Origin of the sequence: Streptomyces sp. DG2A-72 (assembly GCF_030499575.1) — a bacterium.
In the GTDB taxonomy this organism is placed as follows: domain Bacteria; phylum Actinomycetota; class Actinomycetes; order Streptomycetales; family Streptomycetaceae; genus Streptomyces.
This window is the reverse complement of sequence record NZ_JASTLC010000001.1, coordinates 5,293,916-5,307,225: the sequence shown is the minus strand read 5'-3', so window position 1 is coordinate 5,307,225 and position 13,310 is coordinate 5,293,916. Positions and strand designations below refer to the sequence as shown.

Genomic DNA, 13,310 nt, shown 5'->3' with positions numbered 1-13,310 from the left:
CATGTCGGACGCCGACGACGAGTCGTGGCTCGATGACGAGGCGGGCCGATTGGTACGGCCGTACACCGTCAGCAACGGCCGCACCCGTCCCTCGGCCCACTTCGACCTGCTCACCCTCGTGATCGCCACCGGCGTCCGGCCGCCGACCTACCTCGGACCCGACTACGACCAGGTGCTCGCCCTGTGCGACGCGCCCGTGTCGGTCGCCGAGGTGGCCGCTCATCTGCGGCTGCCGGCCGTCATCACCAAAGTCCTGCTGTCCGACCTCGTGACGCACCAGGCGCTCGCCATGCGGTCGCCACGTCCCGTCGAGGCAGCCTCTCCGACCGACCGAAACATCCTGGAGGCGGTGCTGCATGGCCTTCGAAAGCGGATCTGATCCCTTTCCCACCGCCCTGAAGATCCTCGTCGCTGGAGGCTTCGGGGTCGGCAAAACAACCTTCGTCGGCGCGGTCAGCGAGATCGAGCCGCTCAGCACGGAGGAACTGCTGACCCAGGTCAGCGCCCGCACGGACAGCCTGGTGGGCATCGAGGACAAGACGACCACCACGGTGGCGATGGACTTCGGCCGGCTGGCCCTGGACAAGGACCATGTGCTGTATCTGTTCGGTACGCCCGGACAGGAACGGTTCTGGTTCATGTGGGACGAGCTGTCCAACGGTGCCCTGGGCGCGGTGGTCCTCGCGGACACCCGAAGACTGGACCACTGCTTCGCCGCGGTCGACTTCTTCGAGCGGCGCGGCATCGGCTTCATCGTGGCCGTCAACGAGTTCGACAACGGCTATCGCTACGAGGCCGAGGAGGTCCGCGCGGCCCTCGCCCTCAAGCCCGAGATACCCGTCGTGATGTGTGACGCACGGCAGTGCAACTCCGCAACCCGCGTACTGATCGCACTCGTTCAGCATCTGCTCGCCTCGACTCCCGGCACCCCGCCCGCGGAACTCAACCCGCTGCGCTGAGGCACCCTCAGCGCGGCCGAATGGAGCCTGCATGTCAGTCCCGGTTCCCTACACCCCGCCGACCCAGTTCGACCCGACCAGCCATCTGCTGCTGACCCCCGAGGACCGGGACGCGCCGGCCCGGGTGGCCCGGCTGCGCGAGCTCGGCATCGGGGACGCCCCCGTCCCGGAGTTCGACGAGTTCGCGCGCAACCTGGCGCAGGTCACCGGTGCGCCGTTCTCGATGGTCAACTTCATCGACGAGAACCGCCAGTACTTCGCCGGTCTCTACGCCGCCGGCAAGCCCGGCGTGCAGCTGGAGGCGGCACCGCAGGAGCAGCAGGTGGGCCGCACGATGACGCGGGACCAGGGGTACTGCCCGCATGTCGTCGTCCGCAAGAAGGCGCTGGTGCTCGAGGATGTCTGCGACTATCCGCGGTTCGCGGGCAACCGGGTCGTGGACGAGATCGGCATCCGCTCGTACATGGGCGCTCCGCTGATCGACTGGAAGACCGGGATGGCGCTCGGGACGATCTGCGTGGTGGACACGGACACCCACCCGTGGGGGCGGGAAGGCCTTGCCACCATCAAGTCGCTGGCACAGCAGTTGGTTGAGCGCATCCATGCGATGGAGGAGCGCGGCGGGATCTGAAGAGGCGCTCAGGCAGCGCCCCGAAAGGGGCGCGGGGCTGTGTCGATATGCGGCTTCGCCGCGTGGGCGCGACCAGCCACAACGAACCCGCAGATGTGGGAGCCGCGGGCACGTCTTTGTGTCCGTGGCTCCCTGTAATTCAGGTGGGTTCAGCCCGCCGCCGGCTCCAGCTGGCCTTCCCTGGAGTGCGGCCCCACCATCCGGACCAGGTGGGCCAGACGTTCGGACCACTGACCCTTGGACGTGCCGAGGGCTACCTCGCCCAGCCTCAGCAGCTGGATGTCGGAGGTGCCGGCGGGGGCGTAGATGTGGTGGGCGTCGCGCAGGTAGCGCTCCACCGGGCGGTCCGTGAACAGGCCCGCCGCGGCGTGGATCTCCATCGCGGCCGTGGCCGACTCGACGGCGGACTCGTGGTTGAGGAACTTCGCGTTCATCAGCTCCGCGTCGCACGGCAGCCCCTGGTCGAGCAGGTGCACGGCGTGATACGCGGCCAGCCGGGCGGTCATCAGCCGGGACTTCATGCGGCCCAGCTTGAGCTTGACGCTGTTGAGGGCGCCGAGCGGTGCGCCGTACCGCTCCCGCTCGATGCACAGGGCGGTGGTCTCCTCCAGGACGGCCTGGTGGATGCCGAGGGATACGGCGGTGAGGTTGGGGCGTCCGTAGAGGATGCTGGACGAGTAGGCGACGGACAGGCCCTGGCCCTCCGCGCCGAGCCGGTTGGCCGCGGGTATGCGGAGGTTGTCGAAGATCAGCTTGCCGAAGCTGAAGCCGTGCAGGCCCATCGCCGGCTGGTGCTCGGCGAGCGAGAAGCCGGGGCGGTCCGCCTCGACGAGGAAGGCCGACAGGCCCTTCGCTCCCTCACCGGTGCGTACGACCACTCCGTGCAGGTCTCCGACGTGGCTGTTGCCGACGAAGACCTTGTGCCCGTTGAGGATGTAGTCGTCGCCGTCACGGACGGCGGTGCTGCTCATCCCCAGGACATGGCCGCCCGACTCCAGTTCGGTCACCGCGATCGTCGGCAGGCAGTCGCCCGCGGCGATGAGCGGCAGCCAGGTGCGCTTCTGCAGTTCGTCGCCGAAGTGAATGATCTTGGCGACGCCCAGCTGGGAGGCCTGCACCATGGCCCCCATCGCTCCGCTGACGCGGGCGAGTTCCTCGATGATGATGGTCTTGGCCAGATGTCCGGCGCCCATACCGCCGTACGCCTTGTCGATGGTCACGCCGATCCAGCCCTGCCGGGCGATGAGCCGGGACAGGTCGTGTGCCACCGCTCGCGAAGTCTCCATCTCCGCTATCCGGGGCCGTACTTCTCGCTCGGCAAACTCGCGCACCGTTCGTCGCAGGTCATCGTGCCACCCGCTGGTGAAAAAGTAGCGTTCCACAACCCCTCCAGCACGCTGCCTCCGACTCCGTGCGGAGCCGGAGGTCATTCGTCGGGCAGTGGTTCCTCGCCCCAGGGCCGACCGCCCAGAGGATTGTCTACTTATCGATCCATCCCAGCCAAGATCAGCATAGAGGGTTGGCCGAAAAACGGTAGCTTGCATTCCGCGCCAACTATGCGCTATGGAACGAAACTTGACTTGAACATTGGCAAGTAACAGAGAGAAGCCGTTCACGATTGAACAGAATTCAACCCATCCGGCCATGCGCCCACCCATCAGGCAATTGCCCGGCGGGCAGTCGGCGGGGCACATGGACAATCAGTCACCTTCTGTGTGGCTGATATGAGGCCCACATGCTGGATCGATACTGCGTTCGACAACCGCAGATCGGCCACATTCCCAGGGGTCACAGACCAGCAGGCTTGCACCAGGAGCCACTCGCGCCCCACTGGTTACGGAGGAACTTCGGGCCGTGGGGAGGCGTTGCCAGGAGGAGGCCCGGGAATGGTGCGGGCGACCGAACGATGTGGGCTCAAGTCGAGGTGGCATGTATGGCGATGTGGGATCGGATCAAGGACCAGGCCAAGGGGCTGCAGCAGGGGTCGCGGGGCTCCGGCGGTCACGGGACTCCGGGTGCGCGGTCCGGCGGGGGATCGAAGGCGCAGCTGGTGAGCGCACTCAAGACCCAGCTCACGTCTCTGAAGACGGAGTTGAAGAGCGGCGCCTACCGGGACGCGAGCATGGCCATGTGCGCCCTGGTCGCCGCCGCCGACGGGACTGTCGACCCGGCCGAGCGGCAGCACGTGGAGTCGCTGATCGTCAGCAACGACGTGCTGCAGAACTTCCCGCCCGACCAGCTGCGGCAGCGGTTCAACAAGCATGTCGACCAGCTCGCGGTCAACTTCCAGCACGCCAAGGCGGAGGCCATGCAGGAGATCGCCAAGGCCGCGAAGAAGCCGACCGAGGCCAGGGCCGTCGTACAGACCGGCTTCGTCGTGGCGGGCGCGGACGGCTACATCGCGCCGGCCGAGGAGCAGGTCCTGCGCGAGGCGTGCGCGGCACTCGGCCTGTCCCCCAGGAGTTCGGCCTCTGACCGCACACGGTCGCCGAACCGGCGCCGGCACTGCCCGGCGCCGGTCGTGGCTGCCGCGCTCAGGCCCAGCAGCCGTTGACCGTGGCGGCGAGGCCGTCGAGGGCGTCCTTGGTGGCGCTCGCGGCGGCGGGTGAGCCGTTCTCCACGAAGGAGAAGACCTTCCACCGCCCGTCCTGAGCCTTCGTCATGCCGCTCAGCGCGATGGCGCCGGTCAGGGTGCCGGTCTTGGCCCTGACCTTTCCGACGGCGCACCTCGAGGCCGCGGTGTCGAACCGGCCCCACTCCGGCCCGAGAGTGGAGCCCCTCTGCCCGGCGACCGGCAGTCCGTCCGCGACGTACTTCAGCGTCCGGGTGTGGCGGGGGTCGACGGTCAGATCAAGGATCTCGGCCAGCGTCTGCGCGGGGATCCGGGTGGCACGGGACAGCCCACTGCCGTCGTACATCCGGAAGTTGGCCAGCGACACGCCGTACGTCCCGCTGAGCACATTCCGTACGGCCGCCGTCCCGCCCTCGAAGGTGGCCGGGCGTCCGGCGCCGAGCGCGGTCATCCTCAGCAGCGACTCGGCGATGTCGTTGTCGCTCACCTTGAGCATCCGCCGCACGATCCTGGACAGCTTGGCCGACCGGTGCTGCCCGACGGTGACGTCCCGGGCCCCGGCCGCACCGCGGTTGACGCCACCGGTGACGGTGACGCCCCGCTGGGCGAGGAGCCGCGCGAAGACCTGCCCCGCGTCCAGCGAGGTGTCCATGACGGCGTGCCCGGCCACGGCCAGCGCCCGTACCGGCGTGACCTCGCCGGGGTAGTAGCCGCGCTTCCAGCCGGTGGCGCGGGTGGGCCTGGGGAAGAGACGCCCGTCGACGCGGACCCGCACCGACGTCACACCGGCCCTCTTCAGGCCCGCGACCGCGTCCTTGGCCAGCGCGTCGAGGTCGCCGGTGGTCAGCGTGTGGTCGCCGCCGCCGACGAGGGTGAGCGTGCCGTGGCCGTGGACGACCTCGGTGGTGAACCGGTGATCGGGGCCGAGGACGGTCAACGCGGCGACGGCGGTGGCGAGTTTGACGTTGGACGCGGGCATCAGCGCTGTCTTCGCGTGGTGACCCCAGATCGTCCGGTCGGACTTCGCGTCGATGACGACACCGCTGACCCGGCCGCCCAGCCGCCGGTCCCGGACCCGGATGTCGAGGTTGTCCGCCATCTTCCGGTCGGTGCGGTCGAGTTCGGTGGCCGAGCGCTGCGCGGCGGCCGGGTCGGCTGCGACGGCGACGGCGGACGGAGCGGCGAGCATCGTCGCGGCGAGGGGGGCGGTCGCCACGATCACGAGCACGCGGCGGAGCGACGGGCTCATCGTTCTGGGCTTGCGGGAACTGGGCATGTGGGGGCCTCGGTACAAGTGGAGGGTGGACAAGTGGTGCGAGCAGAACAGGCACAACTTATGCGGGAATTACCCGCCACTCGTCGCAAAACCGGCACCAGGCGCATGTCGGCCGTGTCGCCGTGTCAGGGGCTGCTCTCGGACGTGGCGGCCTCCGTCGGGGGCTCCGCCGCCGGCCCGGCGGGGCTGGGCACCGCTGTGCTGCTCGGCGGGCGGGACACGTCGGTGGGAGTGTTCCGGGTGGGCCTGGCGCTCTCGGAGGGCGAGGGGGTGGAGGGCGCCGACGGTGCGGGGGGCGTCGTACGACCGCTCGGGGGCGGTGGTGCGAGCGGGGCCGAGGGGGCGGCAGGAGGTGTGGAGAGGTGGACCGGCAGGGCGATGAGCGCGGCGACGGCGCAGGTCAGGGCCGCTCCGGCCGCGGCGCGGAGCAGTCGGCGGCGGGACGCGGTGCGGCGGATCGTCTCGTAGTGGCCGGGGGGCGGGGCGAGATGCTCGGAGGCGGGGCGGAGGATCACCGCGAGGGGGTCGTCCGGTGCGAACTCCGGGTCCTCGTCAAAGCGTGTGGTCAAGGCTTCTCCTCAATTGGACGCGGAGCAGCTCGCGGGCCGCGTGCAGGTCGGCCTTGACGGTTCCTTCCTTACGTCCGGTCAGCACGGACACCTCCCGGATCGGCATGTCAGCGTAGTAGTGCAGCAGGATCGGCACGCGCAGTCGTTCCGGCAGGGACTGCACGAGCAGCCGTACGGACGGGTCGGCCGGTTCGGCGTGCGGGCGCACCGCGACTTCATGGGTGGCCCTGCGCACGGCCCTGCGCTCGCGCTCCAGCTTGCGCCAGTGGTCCCGGACGAGGTTCGCCGCCGTGACGTAGAGGAAACCGCGGGGCTCCTCCACCTTCGTCCAGCGCGCCCACAACCGGGTGAACGCCTCCGACGCGATCTCGTGCGCCGTCTCGTCTTCGTCGACGAGACGGCGGCACCAGCCGGCCAGGCGCGGGTAGAGGGCGGCGAACAGTTCGGACGCTGCCTTGTCGCGGGACCGTTTCAACGCTCTCCAGGATGGTGCGGGTTGTGGGGGGGGCTGGCTCAACTCGTGCTCAGCGCACGCTCAGCGCACGCTCAACTCGCCCTCAGCTCTTGCTCAGCGCGGCGAAGACGATCACGTTGTCGCGGTACTCGTCGCCACTCTTGGGCCCGCCGCAGGTGATCAGTCGCAACTCCGGGCGGCCTACGTCACCGTAGACGTCGTCCGTCGGGAAGTCCGCCTTGGCGACCGTGCGTACGGCGGTGACGGCGAACTCCGCCTCCGTACCGTTCCCCAGGCGCACCTCGATCCGGTCGCCGCGGTGCAGCTGGTCGAGATGCCGGAAGACCCCGTCGCCGTACTCACCGACCGTCACATGGCCGAGGATCACCGACGGGCCGACCTCACCCGGGGTCGGCGAGTGCCCGTACCAGCCCGCCCGGTCGTGCGCGCTGATCGGCGGCACTTCCACGGTGCCGTCCGACGCCAGCCCCAGCCGGATGACCGGGGTGTCGACCCCGATGCCGGGGATGCGCAGCCGGACGGGCACGGAATGGCCGGCCGCCTTGGCGGGACCGGGCGTTGACCGCGGTGTGCTTCCCGTGGCCTGCTCGGTCCGCACGCCCTCGTGGCCGCCGCCGCACCCCGCGAGGAACGAGGCCGTCAGCACACCCGCCGCCGCGGTCGCGAACGTACGCCTGGAGAGCGGCGGAGTCATGCCCCGGTCGCCCGCCGGCGCCGCACGACGAAGACCGCCGCGCCACTCAGCCCCAGCACCGCGGCAGCACCGCCGCCGATCATTCCGGCCCCGGGCCCCGAGTCCCCCGACGTCACCCCGGTGTCGGGCGCGCCGCTCGGGACGACCGAGACCTGATCACGCGGGGCACGGGTCGGCTCGGAGCTGGGGGCGTCCTCCGTCGGCGCGACAGTCGTCGGTTCGGCCGGCGCGGCACTCGGACTTCCGTCCTCGGCCGGTACGGGACTCGGGGCGGCGGTCTCCTTGGGGGCGGGGGTCGTCGCCTCGTCGGCGAGCGCGGGTGCGGTGGCCGCCAGTACGGCGGTGCACGCAAGTGCCAGGACGCTGAGGACAGTTCGGCGCATGGATTCGCTCTCTTTCGTCGGACCGCCCGGTACGCGGCGGGCTGTGTGACGGATCGAGCGGAGAGACGAGGCGGAGGTGGGGCAGGTTGTAAAGAGATGGCAAAGCCATGAAGGGCCCGACCTTGCGCCGGGCCGGGCCCCGGGAGCGGTGGCCACCGTCATCGACTCCCAGTCGGTGCAAGCCGCCGAAACCGTCGGGAAGGACTCCCGCGGCTACGACGCCGGCAAGAAAAACAACGGCCGGAAAAGGCACTTGGTCGTGGATACGAAAGGCCTGCCGCTGTTCGTCATGGTCACCCCGGCCGACATGACCGACCGACCGCAACGCGGCCAAGGAAGCGCTGTCTCGGCTGCGGCTGACGCACCCCGAGATCACCATCGTCTGGGCCGACTCTGCCTATGCCGGACAGCTCGTGACCTGGGCGAAGACATACCTGAACCTGACGATCAAGACCGTCAGCCGCCCGAAGAACACCCCCGGATCCGTCGTCCTGCTTATGACCAGGCGAATCACCCGCCGGAGTTCCCGCAGCAGCCGACAGCCGGCCTCCCGCGAGGCCCACCGCGACTGATCATCCTGACACTGACGGTCAGCAGCCCCACCCAGGCGCCACGCGGGTCTCCGAGCCGCCCGATTCTCGCACCACCACCGCGACTACGTCTGCGCAACCGGCGACAACGGGGCTGACCCGACAGCCGCAGCCCCCGGCCCCGCCACCGAAACTCCTCCGTCCGGGGCCCCTGGCTGTGGTCAGGAGTTCAGGAACTGCTGGAACTGCTTGTCGAAGTCGCGCGGGTCCTTGCTCAGCGACGCCTTGACCATCGCGGTGAACTCGTCGACGACAACCTCGAACGCATCGGTCTCGACACCGTCGAGGGTGATACGGGCGACATCGGCCGGGTCCATCTTGGGCACGTCGTAGCCCTTCATCATGTCGGTGTCCGCCGCTCCGAGGTGCACCGAGGTGACGCTCGTGCCCTGCCCGGCCAGTTCCTGGCGCAGGGCGTTGCTCATGCTCCAGAGGGCGGCCTTCGAGACCGCGTAAGCGCTGCTGCCGGGGAAGACGAACCAGGACGCCGACGAGGCGATGTTCACCATCGCGCCCCCGCCGTTCGCCGCGAGGACCGGCGCGAAGGCGCGGGCCATGGACAGCGTGCCCCAGAAGTTCACGTCCAGTGCGGCACGGACAGCGTCCAGGTCACCGAGCAGGGTGCCGCCTCCTGTCCCGGCGTTGTTGACAAGCAGGTTGACGTCGCCTGCTACGCGGGCTGCCGCCGCGACGGCGACAGGGTCGGAGATGTCCAGGGCGAGGACCTCGACACCGTCGAGATCGATCGACTCAGGTCGACGGGCGGTCGCGTAGACCTTCGCGCCCCGCTCAACGAGCTGGGCAGCGAGATGACGGCCGATGCCGCGGTTGGCTCCGGTGACGAGCGCGGTGGCTCCGTGGATGTTCATGGAACGTAGACTAAAACCTCACGTCAACGTGAGGATCAAGTCTGGACCGCCGGGAGGTGCCATGCGTATCGGAAAGGTGGCCGAAGGCGCTGGAGTCAGCGTCCGTGCGCTGCGCTACTACGAAGAGCAGGGGCTCGTCATCGCCGACCGCAGCCCCAGCGGCCACCGGCAGTATCCCGAGTCCGCCATTGAGCGGGTCAAGTTCATCCAGCTTCTCTACTCGGCCGGGCTGAGCAGCAAAGCGATCTTGCAGGTCCTGCCCTTCCTGGACACCCTCGTCGCAACCCCACGGATGACACAGCGACTCAAGGACGAACGCGACCGCATCCGGACGCAGATCGACGACCTGACCAGGGCGCACGACCGACTCGATGAGCTGATCGGCATCGCCACCGAGTCTGCGATCTCTCCAGCTACATGCTCGGCGAGCGTGGATGCCGCCACATGATCGACCGGACTTCCTGGCCTCGTTCGAATTCTGAGGTGGCCAAAGGCTCGCCAAACCAGTTCTGGTCCGGCACGAACGGCTCCCGGTGCTCGTCGTACAGCGGCGCTCTGAGGTGGTCCTTCGCCTCGGACGGACGCCTGGTCGTGACCTTCGGGGGCACTCAGGTCACTCCTTGATCGCGTCATCACACAGAGCGGCCCGCGGGACAGCCGATGTCCGGCGGGCCGTCGCGTGCGCCGAGAGGGCGATGCCAGCGATGCCCCAGCCCCCTAGGCTCCCAGGGTGATTGAGACCATCGTGTTCGACATCGGCGAGACGATCACCCGTGACGACCGCTACTGGGCTTCCTGGGCCGACTGGCTCAGCGTTCCCCGTCACACCCTCTCCGCACTCGTCGGAGCCGTCGTCGCCCAAGGCCACGACAACTCCGAAGCCCTGCGGCTCGTGCGTCCAGGCATCGACGTCGCCGCCGAGTACGATGCCCGCGAAGCCGCCGGGCGCGGCGAGCACCTTGACGAGAGCGACCTCTACGACGACGTCCGCCCTGCTCTGTCGGCACTCCGGAACGAGGGCGTGCGCGTCATCATCGCGGGCAATCAAACGCCCCGCGCAGCGGAATTGCTGCGCACCCTGAGTCTCTCGGCCGATCTCATTGTGACCTCGGGTGAGTGGGGCGTCGCGAAGCCGCAGCCGGAGTTCTTCCGTCGAGTGCTGGAGGTGGCGCAGTCTGCTCCGCACGCAACCTTGTACGTCGGCGACCACCCGGCCAACGACGTCTTCCCGGCGAAGACGGCCGGGCTGCGTACGGCGCACCTTCGCCGCGGGCCGTGGGGACATCTCTGGGCAGACGATCCGGAGGTTGTAGCCGCGGCGGACTGGCGGATCGACAGCCTCACCCAGCTCACCGAGATCGTGAAGGGCTGACCGGAACCGTGCGGCCCCACCAGCCAGGGCGGATTCAAGGGGTCGTTGCAACACGCGGTTGTTTGATCAGGCCGTGAGCAGTTTATGCAGGCGCTCGGCTGGGGTTTCCCAGTCGAGCGTTTTGCGTGGGCGGCTGTTGAGTTCGGCGGCAACGGCGTCGAGGCGGTCGCGGGTGTGGACCGCGAGATCGGTGGCCTTGGGGAAGTACTGCCGTAGCAGGCCGTTTGTGTTCTCGTTCGAGCCGCGCTGCCATGGGCTGGCCGGGTCGCAGAAGTAGACCGGGACGTTGGTGGTGAGGGGGAAGGAGCCGTGGGAAGCCATCTCGATGCCCTGGTCCCAGGTCAGCGACCGCACCAGGTGTGCGGGCAGGGTCTTGACGGTGTCCACCAGTGCATTGCGGACGTGTTCCGCGCCGCAACCGTGGGGAAGGTGCAGCAGCATCACGTAGCGAGTGGCCCGTTCGACCAGGGTGCCGATGGCGGAGGCGTTGTCCTTGCCGATGATCAGGTCGCCTTCCCAGTGGCCGGGCACGGCCCGGTCGGCTGCCTCGGCTGGACGCTCACTGATCATCACCATGGGGGTGGAGAACCGCTTCTGGCGTTGCTGGGCCTGGCGGCGGGGCTTGCGCATGGTGCGTCCGGTGCGCAGAGCTTGGGCCAGTTCGCGACGCAGTTCACCGCGGCCCTGGACGTAGAGGGCCTGATAGATCGTCTCGTGGGCCACGTGCATCTCCGGCCGGTCGGGAAAGCGCCTGCGCAGCACCCGGCAGATCTGCTCGGGGCTCCACCGCAGACCGAGGTGAGCCTGGATGAAATGCCGCAGTTCCCGGTTCTGGCCTATCTTCCCCGGCTTGGGCCGGGGCCGGCGTGCTTCGGCCCGGGCCTGGGCCGCATGGGGCGGTAATGCCACCGGCCGCGCGGGTCAACGGTCCGGTTGCGGCGGATCTCCCGACTGATGGTGGACGGGCTACGGCCCAGCTCGGCGGCAATCTGCCGAAAAGACGCCTTCTCCCGCAGCCGGTCGGCGATGCGGATCCGGTCGGTCTCACGCAGGAAGCGGCTGGGACCGGAGACAGGCGCCGCCGCGGTGATCGGCGGCGCCCCTACCTCACTGCCGGACGGGGCGCGGCCGTTACGCCACCGCTTCCCCGTCCGGAGGTTGATCCCGACGATCCGGCACGCTTCCCGACTGCTCATACCCTGTTGCACGAGCTGAAGGTAGACGCGCCGCTCCTCGGTCAATCTACGACGGCCCCGGTTGACTGACCGGTCCCGGATCTCGAAGTCCATCGCACTCCCCAGCTGGGGTGTTGCGACGACCACAAGAACTCAAGCAGGGCTGATGGGGCCGTTCATGTCCACGCGGTGTCTCGGCGCGAGTACGGTTCGGAGTGGACGCACCGAACTGGAGCCAGAATGCCCGCACGCACCAAGGGTGACGTAGGCGCGCGGATCGCTTACTACCGCAGCGTCATGCGTCCGAAGATGACGCAGCAGCAGCTCGCTGAGGCCGCCTGCGTCTCTCTGGGCACTGTCCGCAAGATCGAGCGAGGCGAGCGCGGGGTCAGCGATTCCACGTTGGAGGCAATCGCAGACGCTCTCGGTGTAGATCCCACCCATCTGCGCGCCAACCGCGTGCCAACTCACACGCGCGTCCACGAGTCGCTGCCCGCGCTCTCCGCCGCGATCGCTACGTACGACCTCCCAGACGACGGCCCCGTCCGCCCCGTCCACGAACTGCGGACATCGGTTACGGAGGCCGCCCGCTGGCGGCTGGGAGCCCAGTACACGCGCATTGTCCACAAGCTTCCCGACCTGCTCACCGATCTCGCCCGCGCCTACCACACAGCCCTCGCCGGACAACGGCCCGAACTGGCCGGGCTCTTGGTCATGGCCTACCGGTCCGCGGACGCCGTCGCCTACAAATTCGGCGCTCGCGACCTCTCCGCCCGCATGATCGAACTCATGAGGTGGGCGGTCCCAGAGGCCGACGATCCGCTGCTGGCCGCGTCCGTCGCGTACGTGCGCACAGAGACGTTCTTCGCAGCCCACGCCCACACGTCAGGGCTGCGCGCCCTGGAACAAGCCTTGGATGCCGCACCGGCCGCCGGCACAGCGCAGGAGATCGCAGCAAAGGGCGCGCTCCACATGCGGGCCGCCGTCATCGCAGGCCGAGCCCGTGACGCCTCGGCGGCGGTCACCCACCTCAATGAGGCAAGCGCCCTGGCCGCCCGGGTACCTGAAGACGTCTACTACGGCACCGCCTTCGGGCCCGACTCCGTCAAGGTCCACGAGGTGTCAGTAGCAGTCAGCCTCGGGGACGACCATGTCGGCCGCGCCCTCGACGTGGCGGGCGGGTGGAAGCCGCCAGGGGGTCTGCCGGCCGAACGGCGTTCCGCGTTCTACATCGAACTCGCCCGTGCGCAGTTGTGGTCCGGGCTCGCAGATGACGCGTTCGAGTCGTTGAAGGTTGCCCGCCGTATCGCTCCGCAGCACACCCGAGAACACCCCTGGGTGCGAGAGGACGCTGCCACGCTGCGCCGCTTGAAGCGGGCCGACTCCGAGACGCTCACCAACTTCGCCGAGTGGTGCGCTGCTACCTGAGCAAGCTGCCCGACTACCCCTCGCTGGGGTACTTGTGCCCCTCGCCGGCCCCCACCATCTGTCACACGCGCAGGAACCAGCAGATGGGAACCAGGGATGTCCGACGTACTCCTGCTCGCGCCCACGATCATCGACGGGCGCGTGAGCATCGTCCGGCTCCATGGTGAGGCTTGCTTCGACTGTGGAGCGGTCAATAAGACCCTGCGCGTGGGTGAGCACGTTGTGGTCCGCGGCAGCATCCGGGTGTGGCAGGTCGCCACGTGCGGATGCCGCAGCAGGACCACCGTGTGAACGCAACCGCACGAGCCGTAGACCCC

Annotated in this window: 15 protein-coding genes and 3 pseudogenes; 10 read left to right on the top strand and 8 right to left on the bottom strand. The window is 69.0% G+C overall.

Annotated elements, in window-relative coordinates; genetic code table 11:
* Position 1: 1 nt before the first annotated feature.
* Genes QQY66_RS25345 through QQY66_RS25335 form a run of 3 tightly spaced genes read left to right on the top strand, consistent with a single transcriptional unit; the run spans position 2 to position 1,590 of the window.
* A complete protein-coding gene (locus QQY66_RS25345) occupies positions 2-379 on the top strand; it encodes a DUF742 domain-containing protein (RefSeq protein ID WP_301982607.1) in 378 nt (125 codons plus the stop codon).
* On the top strand, positions 357-959 hold the full coding sequence (locus QQY66_RS25340; protein WP_301982606.1) for an ATP/GTP-binding protein: 603 nt from the start codon (positions 357-359) through the stop codon (positions 957-959). Before QQY66_RS25345 ends, QQY66_RS25340 begins: the two co-directional genes overlap by 23 nt.
* Positions 960-990: 31 nt before the next feature.
* Positions 991-1,590 carry a GAF domain-containing protein gene (locus QQY66_RS25335; RefSeq protein ID WP_301982605.1) on the top strand — a complete coding sequence of 200 codons (600 nt, stop codon included), beginning with the start codon at positions 991-993 and terminating at the stop codon, positions 1,588-1,590.
* Between the two features lie 149 nt (positions 1,591-1,739).
* On the opposite strand, the gene QQY66_RS25330 is transcribed toward QQY66_RS25335, so the two are convergent.
* Positions 1,740-2,972 (bottom strand): acyl-CoA dehydrogenase family protein, encoded by a 1,233-nt coding sequence (locus QQY66_RS25330; protein WP_301982604.1) that lies wholly within the window; start codon positions 2,970-2,972, stop codon positions 1,740-1,742.
* Between the two features lie 551 nt (positions 2,973-3,523).
* Here QQY66_RS25330 and QQY66_RS25325 point away from each other — a divergent pair.
* Positions 3,524-4,144: a tellurite resistance TerB family protein gene (locus QQY66_RS25325; RefSeq protein ID WP_301982603.1), complete on the top strand. Its 621-nt coding sequence runs from the start codon at positions 3,524-3,526 to the stop codon at positions 4,142-4,144.
* Here QQY66_RS25325 and dacB read toward each other — a convergent pair.
* From dacB to QQY66_RS25300, 5 genes are all read right to left on the bottom strand, one after another.
* On the bottom strand, positions 4,125-5,411 hold the full coding sequence (gene dacB, locus QQY66_RS25320) for a D-alanyl-D-alanine carboxypeptidase/D-alanyl-D-alanine-endopeptidase (protein WP_301982602.1): 1,287 nt from the start codon (positions 5,409-5,411) through the stop codon (positions 4,125-4,127). The genes QQY66_RS25325 and dacB overlap by 20 nt on opposite strands.
* A gap of 152 nt (positions 5,412-5,563) precedes the next feature.
* Positions 5,564-6,007: a hypothetical protein gene (locus QQY66_RS25315; protein WP_301982601.1), complete on the bottom strand. Its 444-nt coding sequence runs from the start codon at positions 6,005-6,007 to the stop codon at positions 5,564-5,566.
* On the bottom strand, positions 5,991-6,482 hold the full coding sequence (locus QQY66_RS25310; protein WP_301982600.1) for an RNA polymerase sigma factor: 492 nt from the start codon (positions 6,480-6,482) through the stop codon (positions 5,991-5,993). The genes QQY66_RS25315 and QQY66_RS25310 overlap by 17 nt, the downstream gene beginning before the upstream one ends.
* 82 nt (positions 6,483-6,564) lie before the next feature.
* A complete protein-coding gene (locus QQY66_RS25305) occupies positions 6,565-7,176 on the bottom strand; it encodes a class F sortase (RefSeq protein WP_301982599.1) in 612 nt (203 codons plus the stop codon).
* A complete protein-coding gene (locus tag QQY66_RS25300; protein WP_301982598.1) occupies positions 7,173-7,559 on the bottom strand; it encodes a sortase-dependent protein in 387 nt (128 codons plus the stop codon). Before QQY66_RS25300 ends, QQY66_RS25305 begins: the two co-directional genes overlap by 4 nt.
* Before the next feature lie 151 nt (positions 7,560-7,710).
* Here QQY66_RS25300 and QQY66_RS25295 point away from each other — a divergent pair.
* Positions 7,711-7,869 (top strand): annotated as a pseudogene (locus QQY66_RS25295) (transposase); the annotation flags it as partial.
* 441 nt (positions 7,870-8,310) lie between these two features.
* Here QQY66_RS25295 and QQY66_RS25290 read toward each other — a convergent pair.
* Positions 8,311-9,018 carry an SDR family oxidoreductase gene (locus QQY66_RS25290; RefSeq protein ID WP_301982597.1) on the bottom strand — a complete coding sequence of 236 codons (708 nt, stop codon included), beginning with the start codon at positions 9,016-9,018 and terminating at the stop codon, positions 8,311-8,313.
* 61 nt (positions 9,019-9,079) lie between these two features.
* Between QQY66_RS25290 and QQY66_RS25285 the strand changes: the two genes are divergently transcribed.
* The 3 genes and pseudogenes from QQY66_RS25285 (at position 9,080) to QQY66_RS25275 (ending at position 10,390) form a co-directional block, all read left to right on the top strand.
* Positions 9,080-9,466, top strand: coding sequence for a MerR family transcriptional regulator (locus QQY66_RS25285; protein WP_301982596.1), 387 nt, complete (start codon positions 9,080-9,082; stop codon positions 9,464-9,466).
* Positions 9,467-9,513: 47 nt separating this feature from the next.
* A pseudogene (locus QQY66_RS25280) lies at positions 9,514-9,642 on the top strand (right-handed parallel beta-helix repeat-containing protein); the annotation flags it as partial.
* Between the two features lie 106 nt (positions 9,643-9,748).
* A complete protein-coding gene (locus QQY66_RS25275) occupies positions 9,749-10,390 on the top strand; it encodes an HAD family hydrolase (protein ID WP_301982595.1) in 642 nt (213 codons plus the stop codon).
* A gap of 66 nt (positions 10,391-10,456) precedes the next feature.
* Here the strand turns inward: QQY66_RS25275 and QQY66_RS25270 are convergent.
* Positions 10,457-11,679, bottom strand: a pseudogene (locus QQY66_RS25270) (IS30 family transposase).
* A 126-nt stretch (positions 11,680-11,805) separates the two neighbouring features.
* On the opposite strand from QQY66_RS25270, the gene QQY66_RS25265 reads away from it, so the two are divergent.
* Both QQY66_RS25265 and QQY66_RS25260 read left to right on the top strand, forming a co-directional pair.
* Positions 11,806-12,993, top strand: coding sequence for a helix-turn-helix domain-containing protein (locus QQY66_RS25265; RefSeq protein WP_301982594.1), 1,188 nt, complete (start codon positions 11,806-11,808; stop codon positions 12,991-12,993).
* A gap of 96 nt (positions 12,994-13,089) precedes the next feature.
* Entirely contained in the window at positions 13,090-13,284 is a 195-nt protein-coding gene (locus QQY66_RS25260) for a hypothetical protein (protein ID WP_301982593.1), read from the top strand.
* The last annotated feature ends 26 nt before the right edge of the window (positions 13,285-13,310 follow it).